18 protein-coding genes are annotated in these 24,617 nt (G+C 73.0%); 7 read left to right on the plus strand and 11 right to left on the minus strand.

What is annotated here, in order from left to right:
- Positions 1-28: 28 nt before the first annotated feature.
- Both ACZ7LY_RS04550 and ACZ7LY_RS04555 read left to right on the plus strand, forming a co-directional pair.
- Positions 29-1,768: an ABC transporter ATP-binding protein gene (locus ACZ7LY_RS04550; RefSeq protein ID WP_471623021.1), complete on the plus strand. Its 1,740-nt coding sequence runs from the start codon at positions 29-31 to the stop codon at positions 1,766-1,768.
- On the plus strand, positions 1,768-3,696 hold the full coding sequence (locus tag ACZ7LY_RS04555; protein WP_471623022.1) for an ABC transporter ATP-binding protein: 1,929 nt from the start codon (positions 1,768-1,770) through the stop codon (positions 3,694-3,696). Before ACZ7LY_RS04550 ends, ACZ7LY_RS04555 begins: the two co-directional genes overlap by 1 nt.
- A gap of 108 nt (positions 3,697-3,804) precedes the next feature.
- Here the strand turns inward: ACZ7LY_RS04555 and ACZ7LY_RS04560 are convergent, their stop codons facing one another.
- The 5 genes from ACZ7LY_RS04560 to ACZ7LY_RS04580 all read right to left on the minus strand — a co-directional run bounded on the left by ACZ7LY_RS04560 (position 3,805) and on the right by ACZ7LY_RS04580 (position 11,060).
- Entirely contained in the window at positions 3,805-5,109 is a 1,305-nt protein-coding gene (locus ACZ7LY_RS04560; RefSeq protein WP_471623023.1) for an RNA polymerase sigma factor, read from the minus strand.
- Positions 5,110-5,417: 308 nt separating this feature from the next.
- Positions 5,418-7,340 carry a DNA primase gene (dnaG, locus tag ACZ7LY_RS04565; protein ID WP_471623024.1) on the minus strand — a complete coding sequence of 641 codons (1,923 nt, stop codon included), beginning with the start codon at positions 7,338-7,340 and terminating at the stop codon, positions 5,418-5,420.
- 34 nt (positions 7,341-7,374) lie between these two features.
- Positions 7,375-8,640, minus strand: coding sequence for an NAD(P)/FAD-dependent oxidoreductase (locus tag ACZ7LY_RS04570; protein ID WP_471623025.1), 1,266 nt, complete (start codon positions 8,638-8,640; stop codon positions 7,375-7,377).
- Positions 8,641-8,766: 126 nt separating this feature from the next.
- Entirely contained in the window at positions 8,767-10,125 is a 1,359-nt protein-coding gene (locus tag ACZ7LY_RS04575; protein ID WP_471623026.1) for a deoxyguanosinetriphosphate triphosphohydrolase, read from the minus strand.
- Positions 10,126-10,175: 50 nt separating this feature from the next.
- Positions 10,176-11,060, minus strand: a complete 885-nt coding sequence (locus ACZ7LY_RS04580; RefSeq protein ID WP_471623027.1) for a sirohydrochlorin chelatase — start codon at positions 11,058-11,060, stop codon at positions 10,176-10,178.
- A gap of 223 nt (positions 11,061-11,283) precedes the next feature.
- On the opposite strand from ACZ7LY_RS04580, the gene ACZ7LY_RS04585 reads away from it, so the two are divergent.
- The 3 genes from ACZ7LY_RS04585 (at position 11,284) to ACZ7LY_RS04595 (ending at position 14,979) form a co-directional block, all read left to right on the plus strand.
- Positions 11,284-11,955 carry a SanA/YdcF family protein gene (locus ACZ7LY_RS04585; protein WP_471623028.1) on the plus strand — a complete coding sequence of 224 codons (672 nt, stop codon included), beginning with the start codon at positions 11,284-11,286 and terminating at the stop codon, positions 11,953-11,955.
- A gap of 192 nt (positions 11,956-12,147) precedes the next feature.
- Positions 12,148-14,307, plus strand: a complete 2,160-nt coding sequence (locus ACZ7LY_RS04590; RefSeq protein WP_471623029.1) for a molybdopterin oxidoreductase family protein — start codon at positions 12,148-12,150, stop codon at positions 14,305-14,307.
- Positions 14,308-14,589: 282 nt separating this feature from the next.
- Positions 14,590-14,979, plus strand: a complete 390-nt coding sequence (locus ACZ7LY_RS04595) for a VOC family protein (RefSeq protein ID WP_471623030.1) — start codon at positions 14,590-14,592, stop codon at positions 14,977-14,979.
- A 73-nt stretch (positions 14,980-15,052) separates the two neighbouring features.
- On the opposite strand, the gene ACZ7LY_RS04600 is transcribed toward ACZ7LY_RS04595, so the two are convergent.
- A complete protein-coding gene (locus tag ACZ7LY_RS04600; protein WP_471623031.1) occupies positions 15,053-15,307 on the minus strand; it encodes a hypothetical protein in 255 nt (84 codons plus the stop codon).
- A 409-nt stretch (positions 15,308-15,716) separates the two neighbouring features.
- Complete coding sequence (gene cutA, locus ACZ7LY_RS04605) at positions 15,717-16,022, minus strand: divalent-cation tolerance protein CutA (RefSeq protein ID WP_471623128.1); 306 nt, start codon at positions 16,020-16,022, stop codon at positions 15,717-15,719.
- A gap of 232 nt (positions 16,023-16,254) precedes the next feature.
- Between cutA and ACZ7LY_RS04610 the strand changes: the two genes are divergently transcribed.
- Together ACZ7LY_RS04610 and ACZ7LY_RS04615 are read left to right on the plus strand one after the other, a co-directional pair.
- Positions 16,255-17,901 (plus strand): M4 family metallopeptidase, encoded by a 1,647-nt coding sequence (locus ACZ7LY_RS04610; RefSeq protein ID WP_471623032.1) that lies wholly within the window; start codon positions 16,255-16,257, stop codon positions 17,899-17,901.
- Positions 17,902-18,151: 250 nt separating this feature from the next.
- Positions 18,152-18,688: a hypothetical protein gene (locus ACZ7LY_RS04615; RefSeq protein ID WP_471623033.1), complete on the plus strand. Its 537-nt coding sequence runs from the start codon at positions 18,152-18,154 to the stop codon at positions 18,686-18,688.
- Between the two features lie 36 nt (positions 18,689-18,724).
- Here the strand turns inward: ACZ7LY_RS04615 and ACZ7LY_RS04620 are convergent, their stop codons facing one another.
- The 4 genes from ACZ7LY_RS04620 to nirB all read right to left on the minus strand — a co-directional run bounded on the left by ACZ7LY_RS04620 (position 18,725) and on the right by nirB (position 24,617).
- Positions 18,725-19,510, minus strand: coding sequence for a sulfite exporter TauE/SafE family protein (locus tag ACZ7LY_RS04620; RefSeq protein ID WP_471623034.1), 786 nt, complete (start codon positions 19,508-19,510; stop codon positions 18,725-18,727).
- 323 nt (positions 19,511-19,833) lie between these two features.
- Complete coding sequence (locus ACZ7LY_RS04625; RefSeq protein ID WP_471623035.1) at positions 19,834-21,198, minus strand: ferredoxin reductase family protein; 1,365 nt, start codon at positions 21,196-21,198, stop codon at positions 19,834-19,836.
- 501 nt (positions 21,199-21,699) lie between these two features.
- Positions 21,700-22,047 carry a nitrite reductase (NAD(P)H) small subunit gene (locus ACZ7LY_RS04630; RefSeq protein WP_471623036.1) on the minus strand — a complete coding sequence of 116 codons (348 nt, stop codon included), beginning with the start codon at positions 22,045-22,047 and terminating at the stop codon, positions 21,700-21,702.
- Positions 22,044-24,617, minus strand: coding sequence for a nitrite reductase large subunit NirB (nirB, locus tag ACZ7LY_RS04635; protein WP_471623037.1), 2,574 nt, complete (start codon positions 24,615-24,617; stop codon positions 22,044-22,046). The genes ACZ7LY_RS04630 and nirB overlap by 4 nt, the downstream gene beginning before the upstream one ends.

A 24,617-nucleotide genomic window follows, 5' to 3' on the forward strand; every position in this document is an offset into this window, starting at 1 on the left:
CCGAGACCGGCCGACCGAGAGACCGAGCGTGCTCATACGACTTCTGCGGACGTACTTGCGTCCGTACCGGAAACCCATCGGGCTGCTGGTGCTGCTCCAGTTCCTGCAGACCTGCGCCTCGCTGTATCTGCCCACCCTGAACGCCAAGATCATCGACAACGGTGTCGTCAACGGGGACACCGGCTACATCCTGCGCTTCGGCGCCCTCATGCTGGGCGTCACCGTCGTCCAGGTCGTCTGCAACACCGGCGCCGTGTTCTACGGCGCCCGCACCGCCGCCGCGCTCGGCCGTGACGTACGCGGGGCCGTCTTCGACCGCGTGCAGTCGTTCTCGGCACGCGAACTCGGCCATTTCGGGGCGCCCTCCCTGATCACCCGCACCACGAACGACGTGCAGCAGGTCCAGATGCTGGCGCTGCTCGGCTTCACGCTGATGGTGTCGGCGCCGATCATGTGCGTCGGCGGTGTCGTCATGGCCCTCGGCCTCGACGTACCGCTGTCCGGGGTGCTGCTCGCGGTGCTGCCCGTGATGGCGCTCGTGCTGTCGCTGATCGTCCGCAAGATGCGTCCGCTGTTCCGGTCCATGCAGGTCAAGCTGGACACGGTGAACCGGGTGCTGCGCGAGCAGATCACCGGCAACCGCGTCATCCGCGCCTTCGTGCGCGACGACTTCGAGAAGGGCCGGTTCGGCGTCGCCAACGAGGACCTCACGCAGACGTCGCTGGCGACCGGCCGGATCATGGCACTGATGTTCCCGTTCGTCATGACGATCGTGAACGTCGCCTCCATCGCCGTCGTCTGGTTCGGCGCTCACCGCATCGACAGCGGCGGCATGATGATCGGCGACCTCACCGCGTTCCTCGCGTACCTCATGCAGATCGTGATGAGCGTGATGATGGCCACCTTCATGTTCATGCAGGTGCCGCGCGCCGAGGTGTGCGCCGAGCGCATCCAGGAGGTCCTCGGCACCGACTCCAGCGTCGTGCCGCCCGCCCCCGAGCAGGCCGTGCGCGAGCTGCGCCGGCACGGCCACCTGGAGATCCGGGGCGCCGAGTTCGGCTACCCCGGCGCCGAGGAGCCGGTGCTGCGCGCGATCGACCTGACCGCGCTGCCCGGCGAGACCACGGCCGTCATCGGCTCGACCGGCAGCGGCAAGTCCACGCTGCTCGGGCTCGTGCCCCGGCTGTACGACGCCACGGCCGGCGCGGTCTACGTCGACGGCGAGGACGTACGCACCGTCGATCCGGAGCTGATGGCCCGTACGGTCGGACTCGTACCGCAGAAGCCGTACCTGTTCTCCGGGACGGTCGCCTCGAACCTGCGCTACGGACGGCCCGAGGCCACCGACGAGGAACTGTGGCACGCGCTGGAGGTGGCGCAGGCCAAGGAGTTCGTCAGCAAGCTGGAGGGCGGCCTCGAAGCGCCCATCACGCAGGGCGGCACCAACGTCTCCGGCGGCCAGCGCCAGCGCCTCGCCATCGCGCGCACGCTCGTGCAGCGGCCCGAGATCTACCTGTTCGACGACTCGTTCTCCGCGCTCGACTACGCCACCGACGCCGCGCTGCGCCGGGCGCTGAGCGCCGAGACCGCGGAGGCGACGGTGGTGATCGTCGCGCAGCGCGTGGCCACCATCCGGGACGCGGACCGCATCGTCGTCCTCGACGAGGGCCGCGTCGTCGGCACCGGCCGCCACCACGAGCTGATGGCCGGCAACGAGACCTACCGGGAGATCGTGCTCTCCCAGCTCACGGAAGCGGAGGCAGCCTGATGGCGGGGCCGGCGGCGGCGCGGATGGCGGCGGGCGCGCCCGGCTCGCGCTCGATGGACTTCAAGGGCTCCGGCAAACGGCTGCTGACCAGGCTCGCCGCGCACCGCGCGTCGGTGGCCGGGGTGCTGGTCGCGGTCGTGATCAGCGTGGGCCTCTCGGTGGTCGGGCCGAAGATCCTCGGCCGGGCGACCGACCTGCTGTTCGGCGGGATCATCGGCGGCAGCATGCCCGCCGGGCGGACCAAGGAGCAGGTCATCGCGGGGCTGCGGGCCCGCGGTGAGGGCGGCAAGGCCGACATGCTCGGCAGCGTCGACTTCACGCCCGGCCAGGGCGTCGACTTCGACAAGATCGGCGAGGTGCTGCTGCTGGCGCTCGCCGTGTTCGCGGTGGCGGGCCTGGCGATGATGATCGGCACCCGGCTCGCCAACCGCGCGATCAACCTGGCGGTGGCCAAGCTCCGCGCCGACATGCAGGCGAAGCTGGCGCGGCTGCCGCTGTCGTACTACGACAAGCAGAAGCGCGGCGAGGTCCTGAGCCGGGCCACCAACGACATCGACAACATCGGGCAGACGCTCCAGCAGACGATGGGGCAGATGCTGAACTCGCTGCTCACCATCATCGGCGTGCTCGTCATGATGTTCTGGATCTCGTGGCTGCTGGCGCTGGTGGCGCTCGTGACGGTGCCGCTGTCGGTGGTCGTCGCGGCGAAGGTCGGCAAGCGCTCGCAGCCGCAGTTCGTGCAGCAGTGGAAGGCGACGGGCGCGCTGAACGCGCACGTCGAGGAGATGTACACCGGCCACAACCTCGTCAAGGTGTTCGGCCGGCAGCGCGAGTCGGCGGCGCAGTTCGCCGAGCAGAACGAGGCGCTGTACGAGGCCGCGTTCAAGGCCCAGTTCAACAGCGGGGTCATGCAGCCGCTGATGTTCTTCGTGTCGAACCTGAACTACGTGCTGGTCGCCGTCGTCGGCGGGCTCCGCGTGGCCTCCGGCACGCTGTCCATCGGTGACGTACAGGCGTTCATCCAGTACTCGCGCCAGTTCTCGATGCCGTTGACGCAGGTCGCCTCGATGGCGAACCTCGTGCAGTCCGGTGTGGCCTCCGCCGAGCGGATCTTCGAACTGCTCGACGCGGAGGAGCAGTCGCCTGAGCCGGCCGAGGGCGAGCGGCCCGACCGGCTGCGCGGGCACGTCGAGTTCGAGCACGTCGCCTTCCGCTACGAGAAGGACAAGCCGCTCATCGAGGACCTCTCCCTGACGGCCGAGCCGGGGCACACCGTCGCCATCGTCGGCCCGACGGGCGCGGGCAAGACCACCCTGGTCAACCTGCTCCTGCGGTTCTACGAGGTCACGGGCGGGCGCATCACCCTCGACGGCGTCGACATCGCCCGGATGAGCCGCGACGACCTGCGCGCCGGCATCGGCATGGTGCTCCAGGACACGTGGCTGTTCGGCGGGACCATCGCGGACAACATCGCGTACGGCGCCCCGAAGGAGGTCACGCGCGCGCAGATCGAGGAGGCGGCGAGGGCGGCGCACGCGGACCGGTTCATCCGGACGCTGCCCGACGGGTACGACACCGTGATCGACGACGAGGGCACGGGGGTGAGCGCGGGCGAGAAGCAGCTCATCACGATCGCGCGCGCGTTCCTGTCCGACCCGGTGATCCTGGTGCTCGACGAGGCGACGAGTTCCGTGGACACGCGCACCGAGGTGCTGATCCAGAAGGCGATGGCGCGGCTCGCCGCCGGGCGCACGTCGTTCGTCATCGCGCACCGCCTGTCCACGATCCGCGACGCGGACACCATCCTCGTGATGGAGAACGGGTCGATCGTCGAACAGGGTTCGCACGACGACCTGGTCGCCGCGGGCGGCGCCTACCAGCGGCTGTACGAGGCGCAGTTCGCGCAGGCGGTGGCGGAGGTCGACTGACCTTCTCCTGTGGAGTGCGGCGCGGGGCGTCGCGGGCAGGGGCCGGCACGGCCACCGTCCCGCGGCGCCCCGCGCTCTCGTACGGGGGTGCCGGCGCCCGGTGCGGGATCAGTCGAGGTAGCCCCTGAGCTGGTCGGCGAAGGCGTGGTCGCGCAGCTTGCCGAGGGTCTTGGACTCGATCTGGCGGATGCGTTCGCGGGTCACGCCGAACAGGCGGCCTATCTCCTCCAGCGTGCGGGGGCGGCCGTCGTCGAGCCCGTACCGCAGTTGGACGACCTTGCGTTCGCGCTCGCCGAGCGTGGAGAGCACCGCCTCCAGGTGCTGGCGCAGCAGCAGGAACGCCGCCGACTCCACCGGGCTCGCCGCGTCGCCGTCCTCGATGAGGTCGCCGAGGGCCACGTCGTCCTCCTCGCCGACGGGGGCGTGCAGCGACACCGGTTCCTGCGCGAGCCGCAGCACTTCGCTGACCCGCTCCTGCGTCAGGTCGAGGTGGGCGGCGACCTCGTCGGGCGTCGGTTCGTAGCCGCGCTCCTGGAGCATGCGGCGCTGGACGCGGACGACGCGGTTGATCAGTTCGACGACGTGGACGGGGACGCGGATGGTACGGGCCTGGTCGGCCAGCGCCCGGGACATGGCCTGCCGGATCCACCAGGTGGCGTACGTCGAGAACTTGTAGCCCCGCGCGTAGTCGAACTTCTCCACGGCGCGGATCAGGCCGAGGTTGCCCTCCTGTACGAGGTCCAGCATGGTCAGGCCGCGTCCCACGTAGCGTTTGGCGACGGAGACGACCAGGCGCAGGTTCGCCTCGATGAGCCGGCGCTTGGCCATCCGGCCCATGACGACCAGGCGGTCCAGGTCGAGGGCCAGCGCGGAGTCCAGGTCGGGGGTGCCGGTGAGCTTCGCCTCGGCGAACAGGCCGGCCTCCACGCGCCGCGCCAGCTCGACCTCCTCCGCCGCGGTCAGCAGCGGGATGCGGCCTATCTCGCGCAGGTACTGGCGGAACAGGTCCGAGGAGGGGCCCGCGGTGTCGGGGCGGGCGCTGCGTGCGGGCTCGGGCGGCTCGACGGCTTCGTCCGGCTCGACGGCTTCGTCCGGCTCGACGGCTTCTACCGGCTCGACCGGGTCGGGGTCCGTCTCGGGGTGGTGGTCCGCGCGGTTCTGGGTGGGCACCGCGGCCAGGGCGTCCTGGTCCGGCGGGGTGTCCGGGGCGGCGGGGGCCTGCGCTGTGCTGTCGCTCTGGCTGAGGGTCTGGGTCTGCACGGGGGCGACCTCCAAGGTGATCGCTGCTGAGGCGTGCGGCTGGGGGGCGGGGGGCGCGGCCTCGCCGCGTTCCGTCCCGGACACGTTTTGCGGAACCGCGGGTTCTTCGGGGCCGTGGTGGGGGCTCCGGCCGCGCTCCGAGGACTCAGGCACCGCCTCCAGTGTGGGGTACGACACAGCGCCGCCACGAGAGTCATGCGCCCACTTTCTGAACCCCCTGAGTAACCAGATGACTACGCGAGTCGGCGCTCAGGTCAGCCCCGTCCGAGGACGAGGTCACGCTGCCCCTGGCTAGGGACGCTGAGACCAGCCCCCTCAGGGGCGCGGGGAACTGCGCGCTCAGCCACCACGCACCCGGCACTCTGGGGCTCCGCCCCAGCCCCCGCTCCTCAATCGCCGGAGGGGCTTGATTGACCGGCGCTGAGACCAGCCCCCGTCAGACCTTCCCCCCGACCGGGAGGTCAGAGGGCGTTGGGGCCCTGGTCTCTCAAGGACTGGCCGTACTGCTGGAGGACCCAGAGTTCGTTCTGGACGGCAGCCAACCGCTCAGGGTCCCCCCCGGCCCCGAGCCGCGTCAACGTCCCCTGAATTTCCCGGATCCGCCGATCGACGGCGCGCCTCCGCACCCAGACAAGCTGCTCCCCCGCATACGCCTCGTCCACGGTCTTCCGGTGCACCGCCTCGACGGCCAGCTCGGTCACCATCGCCCGCACCGCGTCATCCGGCGCCGCATCCCGCACCCGTACGAGATACTCCTGCGGATCGTGGACGCCCTGCTCCGCGCCCCCGGCCTCCAGAATGGCCAGCCGTACGGCCGCGTAGGGCGGCGCCGTGAACTCGTCCACCCCGTACGCGTCGAACGCGGGCGAGACCAACTGCGGGTACTGCAACGCCAGTTTCAACAGCTCCCGCTCCGTCGCGTAGACGGGATTGCGCAGGGTGAGCGCCGGCCCCCCGAACGCCGGCGCGGACGGCGCCCCCGCCTGCGCCATCGCCCCGGGCCCGTGCGGACCGCGCCCGCCCGGCGCCGGAGCCGGCCCGCGCCCCCCGCGGTCCCGCGCCCACCGGGCGAGCTGGGCGACGCGCTTGACGACGAACTGCGTGTCGAGGATGCCGAGCATCCCGGCGAGCTGGACGGCGACCTCGTGCTGGGAGGCGCTGTTCTTGATGCGGGCGACGACGGGCGCGGCCTCGTCGAGCGCGGCGGCGCGCCCGGCCGGGGTCTCCAGGTCGTAGCGCCCGACGATCTGCCGCAGCGCGAACTCGAACAGCGGGGTGCGGGGCTCGACGAGGTCGGCGACCGCCTCGTCGCCCTTGGCGAGCCGCAGCTCACAGGGGTCCATGCCGTCGGGCGCGATGGCGATGTACGTCTCGGCGGCGAACTTCTGGTCGTCCTCGAAGGCGCGCAGGGCCGCCTTCTGCCCGGCCGCGTCGCCGTCGAAGGTGAAGATGACGCGCGCCGAGCCGTTGTCCATGAGCAGGCGGCGGAGGATCTTGATGTGGTCGCCGCCGAACGCGGTGCCGCAGGTGGCGATGGCGGTGGTGATCCCGGCGAGGTGACAGGCCATCACGTCGGTGTAGCCCTCGACGACGACGGCCCGGGAGGTCTTGGCGATCTCCTTCTTGGCGAGGTCGATGCCGTAGAGGACCTGCGACTTCTTGTAGATCGGCGTGTCGGGCGTGTTGAGGTACTTCGGCCCGTTGTCGTCGTCGCGCAGGCGGCGGGCGCCGAAGCCGACGACGTCGCCGCCGATGTCGCGGATGGGCCACATGAGGCGCCCGCGGAACCGGTCGATGGGCCCGCGCCGTCCGTCCTGGGAGAGCCCGGAGAGGATGAGTTCCTTGTCGCTGAAGCCCTTGCCGCGCAGGAACCGGGTCAGGTGGTCCCAGCCGGCCGGGCTGTAGCCGACGCCGAAGTGCGCGGCGGCGGCCTGGTCGAAGCCGCGCTCGGCGAGGAACTTGCGGCCGATCTCCGCCTCGGGCGATTCGAGCTGGTCCACGTAGAACTGGGCGGCGACCTTGTGCGCCTCGACCAGCCGGATCCGCTCGCCGCGCTGGTGGGTGGGGTTGTACCCGCCCTCCTCGTAGCGCAGGGTGATGCCGGCCTGACCGGCGAGCCGCTCCACCGCCTCGGAGAACGTCAGGTGGTCGACCTTCATCACGAACGTGATGGTGTCGCCGCCCTCCTGGCAGCCGAAGCAGTGGAAGAGGCCCTTGCTGGGGCTGACCTGGAAGGACGGTGACTTCTCGTCGTGGAAGGGGCACAGGCCCTTGAGGTTGCCGCCGCCCGCGTTGCGCAGTTGCAGGTACTCGGACACCACGGCGTCGATCGGGACCGCGTCCCGAACCGCCTTCACGTCCTCGTCATTGATCCTGCCTGCCACGCGTGAATTCTACGGGGCGCCACCGACACTCCCGTCACTCCCGCAGAAGATCACCGAGCGGGACGGAGGGATCGGAGAGCCGGTCGGCGCCGGGCCGGGCGCCGGTGCGGATGAGCCGCTGGATCTGTTCCGTGACGTCCCACACATTCACGTTCATCCCGGCGAGGACGCGGCCCTCCCTGAGCCAGAAGGCGATGAACTCGCGCTTGCCCGCGTCACCCCGGATGACGACCTCGTCGTAGGAGCCGGGCGGCGCCCAGCCGGAGTATTCGAGGCCGAGGTCGTACTGGTCGGAGAAGAAGTAGGGCACGCGGTCGTAGTGGACGTCCTGGCCGAGCATGGCGCGGGCGGCGGCCGGCCCTCCGTTGAGCGCGTTGGCCCAGTGCTCGACGCGCAGCCCGCGGTCGAACAGGGGGTGGTGGAGCGAGGCCACGTCACCGGCGGCGAAGATGTCGGGGTCGCTGGTGCGCAGGGACTCGTCCACGGCGATGCCGCCGCCCTCGGCGCGGTCGGCGAGGGTGAGGCCCGCGGCCTCGGCGAGCGCGGTGCGCGGGGCGGCGCCGATCGCGGCGAGCACGTCGTGCGCGGGGTGCTCCTCGCCGTCGTCGGTGAGCGCGGCGAGGACCATGCCGTCCTGGCCGCTGATGCCGGTGAGGCGGGCGCCGAAGTGGAAGCGGACGCCGTGGTCGCTGTGCAGCTCGGTGAAGATCTGGCCGATCTCGGGGCCGAGCACGGCGTGCAGCGGCGTCGCCTCGGGCTCGACGACGGTGACCTCGGCGCCGAACTGGCGGGCGGCGGCGGCCACCTCCAGGCCGATCCAGCCGGCTCCGGCGATCACCAGGTGGCCGTTGTCCCGGCCGAGGGAGGCGAGGACGTGCTTGAGGCGCTCGGCGTGGGCGAGGCGGCGCAGATGGTGGACGCCGGCCAGGTCGGTGCCGGGGATGTCGAGGCGGCGCGGCTCGGCGCCGGTGGCGAGGAGCAGCTTGTCGTAGTGGATGGTGGTGCCGTCGCCGAGGCGCAGTGTGTGGGCGGCGCGGTCGATGGAGGTGACCGTCTGCCCGAGGTGCAGCTCGATGTCGTGGCTCGCGTACCAGGCGGGTTCGTGGACGAAGACGCCGTCCCGCTCCTCCTTGCCCTGGAGGTACCCCTTGGACAGGGGCGGACGTTCGTACGGGTGGTCGCGTTCGTCACCGATGAGGATCACGCGACCGCTGAACCCCTCCGAGCGCAGAGTCTCGGCGGCCTTCGCGCCCGCGAGCCCTCCGCCGACGATGACGAACGTCTGGTCCGCGTCCACCACTTGATGCCTCCTCGTTGCCAAGCCGTCATATGCGAGCGTCCCGCACGGAGCGTGATGCGGGAAGAGGGCGCGGCCCGAACCGGCCACGTTTCCTCTGGTTTTTCCCCTGCTCCCGTCATGCTGCCGTCACACGGCGTGGTCGGCGGGTCTGCCGCGCAGCTCGGCGTGGAGCGAGCGGGCGGAGCTGTCGGTGAGCGAGGCGATCTGGTCGACGATGACGCGCTTGCGGGCGCGGTCGTCGGGCGCTGCGTCGAACAGGGCGCGGAACTGCGGGTCGAGCCCGTCGGGCGCGCGGGCGGTGAGCGCCTCGGCCAGTTCGGCGACGACGACGCGCTGGTCGGCGCGGAGCCGCTCCTGCTGGGGGCGCTGCATGACGTACCGGTCGGCGACGGCCTTGAGGACCGCGCACTCGTGCCGGGCCTCGCGGGGGACGACCAGCTCGGCGCCGTAGCGGGTGAGGCGTCCGCTGCCGTAGCGGGCGCGGGTGGCCGCCTCGGCGGCGAGGCAGAACCGGCCGATGAGCTGGCTGGTGGCGTCCTTGAGGCGGGCCTGCGCGACGGCCGTCCCGTCGTAGCCGTGCGGCCACCACTCCTGGTCGAGCAGCCGGTCTAGGGCGGCGGCCAGCTCGGCGGGGTCGGTGTCGGCCGGTACGTAGCGGCCGAGGGCGACGGCGAAGATGTCGGCGCGCTCGGGCTCGGCGTACAGCACGTTCGGGTCGAGGTGGCCGGCGTGCAGGCCGTCCTCCAGGTCGTGCACGGAGTACGCCACGTCGTCCGACCAGTCCATGACCTGCGCCTCGAAGCAGGTGCGGCGGCCGGGCGCGGACTTCCTGACCCAGTCGAAGACGGGCCGGTCGTCCTCGTACACGCCGAACTTCACGGAGGCGGGGTCGCTGGGGTGCTCGCCGCGCGGCCACGGGTACTTGGTGGCGGCGTCGAGCGCGGCCCGCGTCAGGTTCAGCCCGACGCTGACCAGTTCGCCGGAGGGCTCGGAGCGGACGAAGCGCTTGGGTTCGATGCGGGTGAGCAGGCGCAGCGACTGCGCGTTGCCCTCGAAGCCGCCGCAGTCGTACGCCACCTCGTTGAGCGCCTGTTCGCCGTTGTGGCCGAAGGGCGGGTGGCCGAGGTCGTGGGAGAGGCAGGCGGTCTCGACGAGGTCGGGGTCGCAGCCGAGCGCGGCGCCCAGCTCGCGGCCGACCTGCGCGCACTCCAGAGAGTGCGTCAGACGGGTGCGGGGGCTCGCGTCCCAGCGCCGCCACGCGCTGCCGCGGGCCTGGTCACCGGCCTCGGGGAAGGCGCCGGGGGTGACGACCTGGGTCTTGCCGGCGAGGCGGCGCAGCGCGGCCGAGTGCAGCACGCGCGCGCGGTCGCGCTGGAACGCGGTGCGGCCGGGGCGCTTGTCGGGCTCGGGCGCCCAGCGCTCCATCGCGTCCTCGTCGTAGGGCGCGGTGCTCGCGGTGTCCTGGTGCGTGTCGCTGCCTGCCATGCTCCGACAGTAAGCGCAGTCACTGACAAAAGGGGCCGTGAGGGGTGCGGTCAGCGCAGCGCGAGGGATGTTCCGAGGCCGGTGAGGGCGGCGGTGCGGGCGGTGTCGTAGCGGTGCAGGACGAGCCGGACGAGGGCCGGGTGCGCGCCGAGCGGGGCGGCGACGAGGTCGCCGGGGAACGCGGCGGCGGTCTCGGTGGCGAACCGGCCGGGCGCGGTGAAGCAGGACGCGAGCGCGGGCCGGGTGCGGCCGAGCGCGGCGAGGCGGCGGACGGCGGCGGCGATGTCGTCGCCGGGCCCGCCGGCGTGGCCGGGGACGACGGGGACGCCGAGGCGGCGCGCGAGGAGCGCGGCGGTGGCGCGGGTGTCGGCGGTGCTGTCGGGGTCGCGCGAACCGGCGACGGCGAGCACCACGCCCGCGCGCGCGTGCGGCACGGTTCCGGCGCGCGGCCGGGGCCAGCCGGCGGCGACGAGCCGTTCGTGCAGGGCCCGCGCGAGCAGCGGGTGCGGGCCGAGCGGCGCGGCGATCAGGGACCGGGGCGGGGCGGCAGGGTGCGCGGCGGCTTCCGGCAGATCGCGTTTCACGTGGGTACCGCGCGCGAGGAGCAGCGGTACGAGGACCGCGGTGCGGGCGGTGAGCGCGGCGAGGGTGTCGGTGAGCAGCGGCGCGTTCAGCTCGATGTGGCCGAGGCGGACGGTGAGGCCCGGGCGGGCGGCGCGGACGCGGTCGGCGAGCGCGGTGACGGTGGCGAGGGCGCGCGGGTCGCGGCTGCCGTGGGCGACGAGGACGAGCGGCGGCGGTCCCTCGCCTGCGGCGGCGCGGGCGGGCAGGCGGCCGAGCCCGTGGCCGAGGTGGGCGCCGATCATGCCGAGGAGTCCGGCGCTGCTGGTCGCGCCGTCCACCGGGCCGGTGTCGGGGGTGCCGGTCGAGGTCATGCCACGAGGCTGCCCGGCGCGGGTTGCGGCGCTGTTGCCACGCGGTGACGAGTGTGCGCGGGCCCTTCGCCGCGCGGGACGGGCGCCTGCGGTCTGCGGAACGGGCGCTCACGCGCGCGGGGCGGGCGCCTCCTCGTACCCGGACTCGTACCCGGAACCGAACCGAAGGGGCGTTGCGGGCGTCCTTCTGACTGCGTGTCCGCCCTGCCACCTGGAGTTTCCCATGCGCCTGCCCCGACCCCGCCTGCCGCGCACCCGGCGCGGGCAGCGCCGTACGGTCCAGGCCGTCATGGCGCTGTGCGTGCTGGCGCTGCTGCCCTCGACGTGGGTGTTCGTGGTGAGCGCCGACCGGCTGCGGGCCCCGGACGACGTGCCGCGCACGGACGTGGCGGTGGTGTTCGGGGCGGGCCTGTACCGGGGCCGGCCGACCCCGTACCTCGCGCACCGGCTGGACGCGGCGGCGGCCCTGTACCGGGCGGGGACGGTACGCGCCCTGCTGGTCACCGGCGACAACAGCCGCCACGACTACGACGAGCCGGACGCCATGCGCACGTACCTGACCCGGCACGGCGTCCCCGCGCGGGCCGTCGTCAGCGACTACGCCGGGTTCGACACCTGGGACTCGTGCGTGCGGGCCAAGAAGATCTTCGGGGTGGACCGGGCGGTCCTGGTCACGCAGGGCTTCCATGTGCGGCGGGCGGTCGCGCTGTGCGAGGCGGCGGGCGTGGACGCGTACGGGGTCGGGGTGCCGGAGCCGCATGACGCGACGTGGTTCGCGGGCGGGGCGCGGGAGGTCTTCGCCTCGGGCAAGGCGGTGCTGGACGCGGGGACGCGGCGCGAGCCGCGCTTCCTCGGCGACCGGGAGGACGGCCTGCGGGTGGCGCTCGCGCCCTGAGCAGGGCCCGGCGGGCGGCGCCGGATCGGGATTCCGCGCGGGGCGGGCCCGGCCGTGCCTCACAGCAGCCCGCCGTGCCTCACAGCCGCCCGCCGTGCTCACAGCGGCCCGGGCGGGGCGGGGAGGCGCGCGTACCGGGGGTGTAACCGGGGCGCCGCAGGGCCCGTAACACCGGGCGCGCACGGTGGCCGTATGCCCGACATCAGCGGCCCGTCCGCCGCCGCCCTCTCCCCCGCGCCCGCCGCCGGCTCCGTCGCCACGCACTGCCCGTACTGCGCGTTGCAGTGCGGGACGCGGCTCACGCCGATCGACGGCGCGGAGCGGGTGGCGGTCGCGGGGCGGGCCGAATTCCCGGTGAACCGGGGCGCGTTGTGCGGCAAGGGGCAGAGCGCGGCCGCGCTGCTCGCACCGGGGGCGCGGCTGACGACCCCGCTGTTGCGCGACCCCGCGACGGGCGAACTGGCCCCGGCGGACTGGGAGTCGGCGCTCGACGCGGTCGCCGCGGGGCTCGGGCGGGCGCGGGAGGCGTACGGGGCGGACGCGTGCGGGGTGTTCGGCGGGGGCGGCCTGACGAACGAGAAGGCGTACGCGCTCGGCAAGTTCGCCCGGGTCGTGCTCGGCACCTCGCAGATCGACTACAACGGCCGGTTCTGCATGTCGGCGGCGGCGACGGCCGGGCGGCGGGCGTTCGGCATGGACCGGGGGCTGCCGTTCCCGCTGGCCGACATCCCGCGCACGGACTGCGTGCTCCTCGTCGGCGCCAACCCGGCCGAGACGATGCCGCCCGCGCTGCGCTACTTCACCGAACTCCGCGCGAACGGCGGCACGTTGATCGTCGTGGACCCGCGCAGGACCCGTACGGCCGCGCTCGCGGACCTGCATCTGGCGCCGCGCCCCGGCACCGATCTCGCCCTCGCGCTCGGCCTGCTGCATCTCACGGTCGCGGAGGGCCGCACCGACGAGGAGTACATCGCGGCGCGCACGCGCGGCTGGGCCGGGGCGCGGGCGGCGGCGATGGCGCACTGGCCGGAGCACGTGGAACGCGTCACGGGCGTCCCCGTGCCCCAACTGCGGGAGACCGCCCGCTTGTTCGGTACGGCGGAGCACGCCATGGTGCTGACCGCGCGCGGGTCCGAGCAGCACGCCAAGGGCACCGACACGGTCGGCGCGTGGATCGACCTGGCCCTCGCCACCGGCCGGCCCGGCCGCCCGCTGTCCGGGTACGGGTGCCTGACCGGGCAGGGCAACGGGCAGGGCGGGCGCGAACACGGGCAGAAGGCCGACCAGTTGCCCGGCTACCGCAGCCTGACCGACCCGGCGGACCGGGCGCACGTCGCGGCGGTGTGGGGCGTGGACCCGGACTCCCTTCCGGGGCTGGGCCGTTCGGCGTACGAGCTGCTCGACGCGTTGGGCGGTGACGTACGGGCGCTGCTGGTGATGGGGTCCAATCCTGTGATCTCCGCGCCGCGCGCCGCGCACATCGAGGGGCGGCTGCGCTCGCTCGACTTCCTCGCCGTGGCCGACGTGGTGCTCTCGGAGACGGCGCGGCTTGCGGACGTGGTGCTGCCGGTGGCCCAGTGGGCCGAGGAGACCGGCACCGTCACGAATCTGGAGGGGCGGGTGCTGCTGCGGCGGCGGGCGGTACAGGCGCCGCCGGGCGTACGGTCCGACCTCGACGTCCTGCACGGGCTGACGGCGCGGCTCGCGCCGGGGCGGGAGAAGGGCTTTCCCTGTGAACCCCAGGAAGTCTTTGAGGAGTTGAGGCGGGCGTCCGCCGGCGGGGTCGCCGATTACTCGGGGATCTCGTACGAGCGTCTCGCCGACGGGGGCGGGGTCGGGGACGGGGGTGGGGATGAGGTGGGGGTGTTCTGGCCCTGTCCGGACGGGGAGAGCGGGACGCCCCGGGTGTTCCTGGACCGGTTCGCCACGGAGGACGGGCGCGCGCGGTTCTCCGGAGCGGCGCACCGGGCAGCGGCGGAGGAGCCGTGCGGGGAGTTCCCGCTGTATCTGACCACCGGGCGGGTCGTCGCGCAGTACCAGTCGGGGGCGCAGACGCGGCGGGTGCCGGAGCTGAACCGGGCGGCTCCCGGGCCCGTCGTCGAGCTGCATCCCGCGGTCGCGGGGCGCGTCGATGTGCGGGACGGTGACACGGTCGCCGTCGTCTCGCGGCGGGGGCGGGCCGAGGGCACGGCGCGGGTGACTCCGTCGGTTCGGGTGGACACGGTGTTCATGGCGTTTCACTGGGGCGGGGCGGGGCGGGTCAACTCCGTGACGAATGCCGTGCTGGATCCGGATTCCGGGATGCCGGAGTTCAAGGTGTGTGCGGTGCGGGTGGAGAGGGCGGGTGTTTAGGTGGGCGGGGTCTTTTGGGTGCGGGAGTTCTTTGAGGTGGGGGTGGGTGCGGGTTGTTTCTTCGCGTTCCGTTCTTCGTGGCTTGGCGCGCAGTTCCCCGCGCCCCTGAGGGAGTTGGGGCGAGGGCTGCCATGAACCCTCGGGGAGCTCCCGCGCACCTCAGGGAGTTGGGGGGTCGTTGACCGGGTGGGGGGTGATCGTTAGAGTTTTTGGCGACATCGCGTGTCGGTCACCGGCTGGGTGAGGCATGGAGGTGTCGGGAGTTGCCTTCGGAGGCATTCCTTGTCAGTCGAGTTGAACCACACCATCGTCCACGCCCGGAACAATCGGGAGTCCGCCGAATTCTTCGCGGAGCTGCTCGATCTCCAGATCGCCGGCGAATGGGGCCCGTTCGTCGCGGTCGCGCTGAGCAATGGCGTCACGCTGGATTTCGCCACTGTTCCCGAGTCCACCATCACCCCGCAGCATTACGCCTTCCTCGTCTCCGAGGCGGAGTTCGACGCGGCGTACACGCGGATCAAGCAGCGCGGCATCGAGCATTACGCCGACCCTCACCGCAAGCAGCCCGGAGAGATCAACCGTAACGACGGCGGGCGCGGGGTGTATTTCCTGGACCCCGCCGGGCACGCCATGGAACTGATCACCGTCCCGTACGGCGGCTGGCCCGCGTAGTTCCCAAAAGGCCCGCCCCCTGACCCACGGCCGATTCATCGGCTCCGGGATCCGCGGGGGCGGGCTCGGGGTCTCACCCCAGGGGCAGGCAGATCACCCAGGCGTGGATCGCGGCGCCGGGGGTGCTGTCCCGCGGCACGGGGACCACCCAACCCGTGTTGGTGCTGTTGGGGTGGCCCTTCTCGCCGATGCCCGCGTAGGTGTTGGGGCCGTCCGACGTGTAACCGCCGCTGGTCATGGTGTACCCGGCCGGGCACTCGGCGGTGGCCACGCTCACGCCGTCCGCGGGGACGGACGGGCCGTTCACCGTGATGCTGGGCCCCGACACCCCGGAAGGACCGGGAGGACCGGCAGGTCCCTGCGGCCCGGCAGGACCCTGAGGGCCGGGGAGACCCTGCGGACCGGCAGGACCCTGCGGCCCGGGAGGCCCCTGGGGGCCCGGAATGCCCGGGGTCGGGCAGCCGTTGCCGTACTCAAAGCAGGAGCCGCCGTACCCCCCGTCGCCCCCGGCGAAAGCCGGCTGGGCGCCGAGGGCACCGATACTGACGACGGCGGCGAAAGCGGCAACGGAAAGTCTTCGGCGGATTCTCACCCTGAGGCCCTTCTGCGCTGTACACGTGGAACCGTTCGTACGGTTTCGCCCACCTATAGCAGCCGCCGCGTTCCCGGCCGCCCGAAGCGGAACGGACGGGCGCGATGACAGCTCTCCTGGCGTAAGAGGGTGCCCTCGCAAGGCCCTAGGGCGTCGTTTCGGCCGTCAGCCAGTCCGCGTAGGCGCGGGACGCGTGGGTGACGGGGAGGGCGAGGAGCTCCGGGGTGTCGTAGGAGTGACGGGACGTCAGCCACTGTTCCAGGGCCGCGTACCTGCTCCGTACGGTCTTGAGCTGGAGCTGCCACTCCGTCCCCGTCTCCACCGCGCCCTGCCACCGGTACACCGAGGTCAGCGGGCCGATGGCCTGGGCGCACGCGGCGACCCTGGCCTCGATGGCGCCCGCCGCCAGCTCCCGCGCCTCCGCCTCCGAGTCGGTGGTCGTCAGCACCACGAGCGCGGGGGTCGTGCCGTCGTCGGCGTCCGCCCGCGATGAAGTGTCATACGTGTGCGACGAAGTGCCGTACGCCTGCGACGAGGCGGCGTCCGTCTGCGGTGAAGTGTCGTCCGTCTGCGATGAGGTCACATCGGCCATTGTGCCGTCCGCCCACGGAGGCCCTCTGGACAGAGTTGTCATGACCCTTTAAAAGTGGGGCAGCCCAGGACCCTCCACACAAGGGAGCCCGATGAGATCTACCCGGACCGCATCGCGCCTCACCATCGCCGGCACGGCCGCGGCGGCCGCCACCCTCCTGGCCGCCGCCCTCGCCCCGGTCACCAGCGCCGCCCCGCGCACTCCCACCCCCACCCGCGCCGAGGCGGTCGGCCACGCCGCCGCCGCGCTCGCCGACCACGCGAGCGCCCTGCGCCTGACCGACGCCCAGGGCACCGCCGTACGCGACGTCGTCGTGGACAAGGACGGCAGCCAGCACGTCCGTTACGACCGCACCTACCGGGGCCTGCCGGTCCTCGGCGGCGACTTCGTCGTCCACCTCTCCCCCGCCGGCGCCTACCGCGGCGCGGACCGTGCCGTGCGCGGCGACCTCGCCGTCCCCCGCATCACGCCCTCCGTCAGCGCGCCGAAGGCCGCCGACCTGGCCGCCGGCGCCCTGCGCTCCGCCCACCGGGGCCAGTCCCTGCGCAAGCTGATCGCGCGGCCCGAACTCGTCGTGGACGCCCTGCACGGCGCGCCCAAGCTGGCCTGGCGCACGAACGCGGTCGCCAAGGACTCCGTCGGCAACCCGGTCGCCCGCACGGTCCTCACCGACGCCCGCACCGGCGCCCGGATCGACGCGTGGGACAGCATCGAGACGGTGACCGGCGACGGCACGTCCCTGTACTCGGGCACCGTGCCGCTGGAGACGACGCAGTCCGGATCGACGTACCAGCTCAAGGACGCGACGCGCGGCGGCACGTACACGGGTGACGCGGCCAACAAGACCGACAGTTGCATCCTCGGCATCTGCTGGAGCCGCGCCCCCGCCACCCTGTTCACCGACGCCGACAACCACTGGGGCAGCGGCACGACCGCCGATCGGGCCAGTGCCGCCGTCGACGCGCAGTACGGCACCGACCAGACCTGGGACTACTACAAGCAGGTCCACGGCCGCAACGGCATCGGCGGCGACGGCAAGGGCTCGTACAACCGCGTCCACTACGGGAGCAACTACAACAACGCGTTCTGGGACGACAGTTGCTTCTGCATGACGTACGGCGACGGTGACGGGACCACGTTCGGGCCGCTGGTGGCGCTGGACGTGGCCGGGCACGAGATGTCGCACGGCGTGACCTCGAAGACCGCGAAGCTGACCTACTCGGGTGAGTCCGGCGGGCTGAACGAGGCGACCTCCGACATCTTCGGCACGCTCGTCGAGTTCCACGCGAACAACGGCTCCGACCCCGGCGACTGGCTGATAGGCGAGAAGATCGTCAAGCCGGGCTTCGGCAAGGCGGCGCTGCGGTTCATGGACCAGCCGAGCAAGGACGGGAAGTCGGCGGACTGCTGGAGCACGGGCGTCGGCAACCTCGACGTGCACTACTCCTCGGGCGTCGCCAACCACTTCGCGTACCTGCTCGCCGAGGGCAGCGGCCCCAAGGTCATCGGCGGGGTCCAGCACAACGGCACGACCTGCAACAACGCCACCCTGGCCGGCATCGGCAAGGACAAGCTCGGCCAGATCTGGTACCGCGCGCTGACCGTCTACATGACCTCGTCGACGAACTACGCGGGCGCCCGCACGGCGACCCTGAACGCGGCGAAGGACCTGTACGGCGCGACCAGCGCGGAGTACGCGGCGGTCGCGGCGACCTGGAGCGCGGTCTCCGTGAACTGACCGCCCGTCAGCCCACCCCCCACACCCGGCGGCCGGGTGACCCTCGCGGTCACCCGGTCGCACGGGTGTACGCACCCATTCGGGTACGGGCCCCGAGAGCGCCCGCGACCTGGAATTACGCACATTTCGGAGCGTCAGGAAGCCTGCCGGGCACGGCGTGTCGGCGGCGCGTCGGCGCGCGGGGCGCGGTCCGGCGTACTTACCTCTTCCCCACAGGGCGCGCCCGACGCCCGTGAAGGAGTACGCGACCATGCGCAGTTGCCGAGCCCTGACCGTCTCCGCGTGCGCCGTGGCCGTCGCCGGGCTCATGGCGCTGCCCGCGTCCGCCGCGGCCCGCGGCGACCTGGACGTCCACCCGAGGACCGCTTCCCCCGGCGCGACGGTCACCGTGGACACCGAAGCGTGCGGGGCGCGCGGCGCGGCGGCGGGCGACGCGGGGGCGGTGGGCGCGGGCGCGTTCCCGCTGGCGCCGGGGGCGCTCCCCGAGCAGGCCAGCGGGCGGTTCGCGGTGCCGGTGTCGGCGCAGCCGGGCACGTACGAGATCGTCGCGCGCTGCGCGGGCGGGGGCCGGGTCACCGGCGATCTGGTCGTCGCCCTCGCGGGGGCCGCGGGCCCGTCCGGGACGCGGGCGACGGCACCCGCGCCGCGTGCGGCCGCCGAACCGGACGGGACGGGGGCACTCGGGCCCGACCCGGTGCGCACGGCGGTGGGCGTCGGGCTGCTGGCGCTGGGCGCGGCGGGCGGCACGTGGCTGCTGCACCGGCGGGCGCGCGGCGGCGCGATGTGAACGCCCCGGGCGCCGGGGCGCGTGGCTATCGCTTGCTCAGGCCACCCACTGCTCGTACGCCATCTTCACGACGAGCGCGCAGACGACGGTGAGCAGGACCACGCGGACGAAACCGGCGCCGCGCTTGAGGGCGGTACGGGCACCGATCATGCCGCCCGCGAGGTTGAACACGGCGAGCAGCGCGGCGAGTTGCCAGTAGACCGTGCCCTTGGCGGCGAACATGGCGAGGGCGCCCGCGTTGGTGCAGCAGTTGACGATCTTCGCGGTGGCGGACGCGGTGACGAGGTCGAGACGGAGCAGCGCGGTCAGCGCGAGCACCAGGAACGTGCCCGTGCCGGGGCCGATCAGTCCGTCGTAGAAGCCGATCCCGAGGCCCGCGAGCGCGATCGCGGCGAGCACGCGGCGCGGGGAGGCGGGCCCGCCGGCGGGGGCGGTGCCGAACGCGGGCCGGAAGATCACGAACGCGCCGACGCCGACGAGCACCACCATCACCAGCGGCTTGAGGACCTCCGTGCTCATCCCGGCGGCGAGCAGCGCGCCGCCCGTCGAACCGATCAGGGCGGCGAGCCCGATGCGGACCGCGAGCCGTACGTCGACGGGGGCCTTGCGGGCGTAGGTGACGGCGGCGCCGGTGGTGCCGACGATGGCGACGGCCTTGTTGGTGCCGAGCGCGTAGGGGCCGGCCGCCGCCGAGTTGGGGAGGCCAAGCAGCAGCGCGGGCAGGAGCAGCAGGCCGCCGCCGCCCACCACCGCGTCGATCCAGCCGGCCGCGAGCGCGGCGACGCAGAGCACGACGACGGTGGTCAGGGATATGTCGGGCATGATCATGACCCTAGGGACGGGATACGTGCGCCGTCCATGAATCCCCGGAGAGTTGAGCGTCTTCTGAGCTTGCCGGGCCGGCCCCGACGCGGGGCGCGCGGTCGGGCGCGGGCGGCGCCGCCGGGTCCACGGTGACCGCCAGGCAGGCGGCCACGGCGACACTCGCCCCGGCGAGCCCGAACGCGACCTTGCGGCGGGCCTGGACCGTGCGGGCGGGGGCGGTGCGGGCGGGTCTGCGGTGACGTGACATGCGGGGCGCTCTCTCCGAGGGGGTACGGGGGCGGGGGGTGCCCCCGGTTGGGGGGGCGGCTCGTACGGGCGGGTCAGTACGCGAAGGACTCGGCGTGGATCCGGGGTGCGGGGACGCCGGCGCGGACGAGGGCCGCCGTCGCCGCCGCGGTCATGCCGGGCGGCCCGCACAGGTAGACGTCGTGGTCGGGCAGGTCGGGCACGAGGTTGCGCAGGGCCTGCGGGGCGAGCGGGTCGAACGCCGCGTCGGAAGGGCCGAGCAGGTAGTGCACGGCGGCTCGGCGGTCGCGGGCGATGGCCTCCAACTCCTCGCGCAGCACGAGCTGTTCGGCGTTCGACGCGCGGTACAGGAGCGTGATCTCGCCGGGCGCGCCGGGCAGCGTCTCGAACAGGGCGCGCATCGGCGTGATGCCGACGCCCCCGGCCAGCAGCAGCACCTTGCGCCGGGTGCGGCGGTGGGCGGTGAGCGCGCCGAACGGGCCCGTGGCGACGACCCGTACGCCCGTCCGCAGCCGTCTGATCCGGCGGGTGTGGTCGCCGACGGCCTTGACCGTGATCCGTACGTGGTGGTCGCCGTCGACCGGCGCGGACAGCGAGAACGGCAGCGCGGCATGCCACAGCCCGGCCGTCAGGAACCGCCACCGGAAGAACTGGCCCGCCTCCGCGTTCAGCAGCCCGAGGTCCCGCCCGCGCATCAGCACGGACACGACACCGGGCCCCTCGGCCCGTACCTCCACGACCCGCAGCTCGTGCCGCAGCGCCTGCCGTACGGGGACGATCAGCCGGTACCAGACGAGCAGCACGGCGACCGTGGCGTGCAGCATGGACCACAGGGCGAGGGTCAGGGGGCTGGTCGCGATGTCGGGGCCCGCGAGCTGGTGGGCGAACGCGAGGGCCGCGGCGAGGTACGTGAGCAGGTGCAGCCCGCGCCAGGGGCCGTGGCCGACGCGGTGGCGTACCGCACGGGCGCTGCTGACGCCGACCGTGGCGAGGAGCAGAGTGCCTGCGGCGGCCGCGGCGAGCCCCGGGTAGCCGAGGAGGTCGGTGACCGTGGTGATCAGGTCGGTACCGGTGTGGGCGGCGTACCCGAGCAGGGCCAGTCCTGTGTGGGCCGCGCACAGGGTCAGTACGTGACGGCCGCCCCTGGCGTGGAGGCGGGCGAGGGTGTCGGCGCCGATGCCGTGTTCCACGGCGGGGACGCGGGCCATCAGGAACAGCATGACGAGGATGCCGTAGCCGGCGAGCAGGCCCGTCAGATGCGCCGCCGTGGCGAAGAGGGCGTCCAGGCGGGCGGACGGGTGGGCCTGGGCGGCCCAGGTGAGCGTGACGGTGGCTCCGCCGGTGAGGATGCCGGTACGCAGGGTCTTCGGGGTCAGTCTTGGGGGTGGGGGGCCCGGTATGCGGGGGGCCGTCGTCGGGGGTGGCGGAATCCTGATCACGCCGCGCACCCTAAGCGGGGGCGCTCGCGCTGGATGCCGGGTCCGGGGGGTTGGGCCTGGGCTTAAGTCGGCCTTGACCATTGCCTGAACCGGGCTTAACCCCTGGGCGGGGGGCTGTACAGCGCGGGCCTGCTGAAGTCACCGCCTTGCGCAGTTCCCCGCGCCCCTGGGTAGGTGGGCGGCTCCGGCCGGTGGCGATCCTCGACATTCGTCGTGGCCGCTCGCGCAGTTCCCCGCGCCCCTGGGTGAGTGGGTGGCTCCGGCCGGTGGGGATCCTCGGCTTTCGCCGTGGCTGGGCGCGCAGTTCCCCGCGCCCCTGGAGGGGCGACTGCGTCGCCACCTCCCCCCTGGGGGAAGCTGCACGAAGTGCATGCTTCAGGGGCGCGGGGAACTGCGCGAGAAGCCCCACCGGCTGGAGGATGACCACGCACGGTCGTGCCCCGATAGGGGCGCGGGGAACTGCGCGATCAGCCACCCAACGGGCCGCAGGTGAACGACTGCTCAAGGGCGCGGCAGCGCTGGACGTACCCGCACCTCGAACACCCGCACCGACAGCCCCGGCTCGTCAAGACACCTCCCGCTGACAAGATCAAACCGGTGTTTGAGAAGCGGGGAAGCCACGAAGGGCCGCCCTTCGAACGTACCGAGAAGCCCCCGGGCCAGCACCCCGACCCCCGTAGCCGCATCCACGTTGTCCACCCCCCGCACCCGCCCCGCCCGATCAAGAAAAACGGCGACCTGCCCGCCGCCCGGCAGCAGCGCCGCAACCCCCCGCCCCGACGTCAACACCCCCACGTCACACACCCGCACCCACTCCCGCCCCGCCCGAACCTCCACCGCCCCGCTCATCGCGCCCCGGCCCCTTCCAGCGTGAGAACCGGCAGTCCCGGCCGGATCTGATCCCGTTCGGGCACGAACCTGATCGCCGGGTCCGGAGTCCCGGGCGCGTTGACGAAGGACACGAACCGCCCGAGCCGTTCGGGATCGTCAAGTGTCGCCGCCCACTCGTCGCGGTACCCGGCGACATGCGCGTCCATGGCCGCCTCCAACTCCCCCGCGAGCCCCAGCGAGTCCCGTACGACGACGTCCCGGACATGGCCGAGGCCGCCCTCGATCCGCTCCAGCCACGCGGCGGTCCGCTCCAGCCGGTCGGCGGTACGGATGTAGAACATCAGGAAGCGGTCGATCAGCCGTACCAGTCCCTCGTCGTCCAAGTCCTTTGCCAGCAGGTCCGCATGACGTGGCGCCATGCCGCCGTTGCCGCCGACGTACAGGTTCCAGCCGGACGCCGTGGCGATGACGCCGAAGTCCTTCGACTGCGCCTCCGCGCACTCCCGCGCACACCCCGACACCGCCGACTTCAGCTTGTGCGGCGCCCGCAATCCCCGGTACCGCAGCTCCAGTTCGATCGCCATCCGCACGGAGTCCTGGACCCCGTACCGGCACCACGTGGACCCCACGCACGACTTCACCGTCCGCAGCGACTTGCCGTACGCGTGCCCGGACTCGAACCCGGCGTCGACCAGACGCGCCCAGATCGAAGGCAGTTGATCGACGCGCGCCCCGAACAGGTCGATGCGCTGGCCGCCCGTGATCTTCGTGTAGAGCCCGAAGTCGCGGGCGACCTCGCCGATGACGATGAGCTTGTCCGGAGTGATCTCGCCACCGGGGATACGCGGGACGACCGAGTAGGAGCCGTTCTTCTGGAGGTTGGCGAGGAAGTGGTCGTTGGTGTCCTGGAGGGCGGCCTGCTCGCCCGCGAGGACATACCCGTCGGCGCCGATGACGGGCGCGAGGGAGGCGATGACGGAGGCGACGGCCGGTTTGCAGACCTCGCAGCCCTCACCGCCGCGCGCCGCCTCCCGTCCGTGCTCGTCGAGAAGCCGCGCGAACTCCGTGATCCGCTTGACACGCACGATCTCGTACAACTCCTGCCGGGTGTGCGCGAAGCAGCCGCACACCCCCTCGTCCCCCGCCGCCTTCGGGAGCAACTGCCCGATGAGCTTGACGCAACTCCCGCACCCGGTACCGGCCTTGGTGCACTTCTTCACCTCGGGCAGCGTGCCGTGGGCGCGGATCTCGCCCTTGGTCACGTTGTGGCAGGAACAGATCACCGCGTCGTCCGGCAGCGCCTCGGGGCCGAGGGCCGCCGGGGCGCCCGCGCCGGCGGGCAGCACCAGGGACTCCGGCGGGACGGGCGGCACCGAGCCGGTGAGCGCGCGCAGCGTGCCGTACGCCTCCGCGTCACCGACGAGAACACCGCCGAGCAGTTCCCCGCCGGCGCCGACGACGAGCTTCTTGTACGTGCCCGCACGCGAGTCGGCGTAGACGACGTCGAGGCTGCCCTCGCTCGTCCCGTGCGCGTCCCCGAACGACGCCACGTCGACCCCGAGCAACTTCAGCTTCGTGGACAAGTCGGCCCCGGTGAAGGAGGGTTGAGCACCGGTCGTACCGTCGGCGGCGAGCGTGGCGGCGACGGTGAGGGCCATGTCGTATCCCGGCGCGACGAGCCCGTACACGCGGCCGTCGGCGGCGAGCGCGCACTCGCCGATCGCGAAGACGTCCGGGTCGCTGGTGCGGCACTGCGCGTCGACGGCGACCCCGCCGCGTTCACCGACCGTGAGGCCCATGGTGCGGGCCAGTTCGTCGCGCGGCCGCACTCCGGCGGAGAACACCACGAGATCGGCGGCGAGTTCGGAGCCGTCCGACAGGCGCATGCCGCGCACGCGGCCGGTTGCCGGGTCGGTCGTGATCTCCTGCGTGCCGACGCCGGTGTGGACGTCGAGGCCCATCCCCCGCACGGTCTTCAGCAGGGCCGCCCCGCCGCCCTCGTCCACCTGCACGGGCATCAGGCGGGGCGCGAACTCCACGACGTGCGTGGCCAGTCCGAGCCCGCGCAGCGCGCCCGCCGCCTCCAGTCCGAGCAGTCCGCCGCCGACGACCGCGCCGGTCCGCGCGCCGCTTTTCGCGTACTCCTCGATGGCGTACACGTCCTCGACGGTCCGGTAGACGAAGCAGCCGGTGGCGTCCTTGCCGGGCACGGGCGGCACGAACGGGTACGAGCCCGTCGCCAGCACCAGCGTGTCGTAACGGACCGTCAGGCCGGAGCGTGCCGTGACCGTGCGCGTCGCCCGGTCCACGGCGACGGCCGGGTCTCCGACGTGGAGTTCGATGTCGTGCTTGGCGAGGAACTCCGGGTCGGTGAGCGAGAGTTCGTCGGCGGTCGTGCCGGTGAAGTACGAGGTGAGGTGGACGCGGTCGTAGGCCGGCCGGGGCTCCTCGCAGAGCACGACGATCCGGTGGCCGGCGGTGAGTCCGTGGTCGGCGGCCGCCTCCAGGAAGCGCTGGCCGACCATGCCGTGGCCGATGAGCACGAGGGCGCGGGCGCCAGGGCGGTTCGTGGTGCGGGGCGTCGTCAT

The organism is Streptomyces sp. NPDC107550 (genome assembly GCF_055639095.1).

Coding starts and splice junctions, on each gene's coding strand:
- ACZ7LY_RS04555 (WP_471623022.1), top strand. CDS start 1,768: ATGGCGGGGCCGGCGGCGGCGCGGATGGCGGCGGGCGCGCCCGGCTCG.
- ACZ7LY_RS04575 (WP_471623026.1), bottom strand. CDS start 10,125: ATGGCAGGCAGCGACACGCACCAGGACACCGCGAGCACCGCGCCCTAC.
- ACZ7LY_RS04580 (WP_471623027.1), bottom strand. CDS start 11,060: ATGACCTCGACCGGCACCCCCGACACCGGCCCGGTGGACGGCGCGACC.
- ACZ7LY_RS04585 (WP_471623028.1), top strand. CDS start 11,284: ATGCGCCTGCCCCGACCCCGCCTGCCGCGCACCCGGCGCGGGCAGCGC.
- ACZ7LY_RS04590 (WP_471623029.1), top strand. CDS start 12,148: ATGCCCGACATCAGCGGCCCGTCCGCCGCCGCCCTCTCCCCCGCGCCC.
- ACZ7LY_RS04610 (WP_471623032.1), top strand. CDS start 16,255: ATGAGATCTACCCGGACCGCATCGCGCCTCACCATCGCCGGCACGGCC.
- ACZ7LY_RS04615 (WP_471623033.1), top strand. CDS start 18,152: ATGCGCAGTTGCCGAGCCCTGACCGTCTCCGCGTGCGCCGTGGCCGTC.
- ACZ7LY_RS04620 (WP_471623034.1), bottom strand. CDS start 19,510: ATGCCCGACATATCCCTGACCACCGTCGTCGTGCTCTGCGTCGCCGCG.
- ACZ7LY_RS04630 (WP_471623036.1), bottom strand. CDS start 22,047: ATGAGCGGGGCGGTGGAGGTTCGGGCGGGGCGGGAGTGGGTGCGGGTG.
- nirB (WP_471623037.1), bottom strand. CDS start 24,617: ATGACGACGCCCCGCACCACGAACCGCCCTGGCGCCCGCGCCCTCGTG.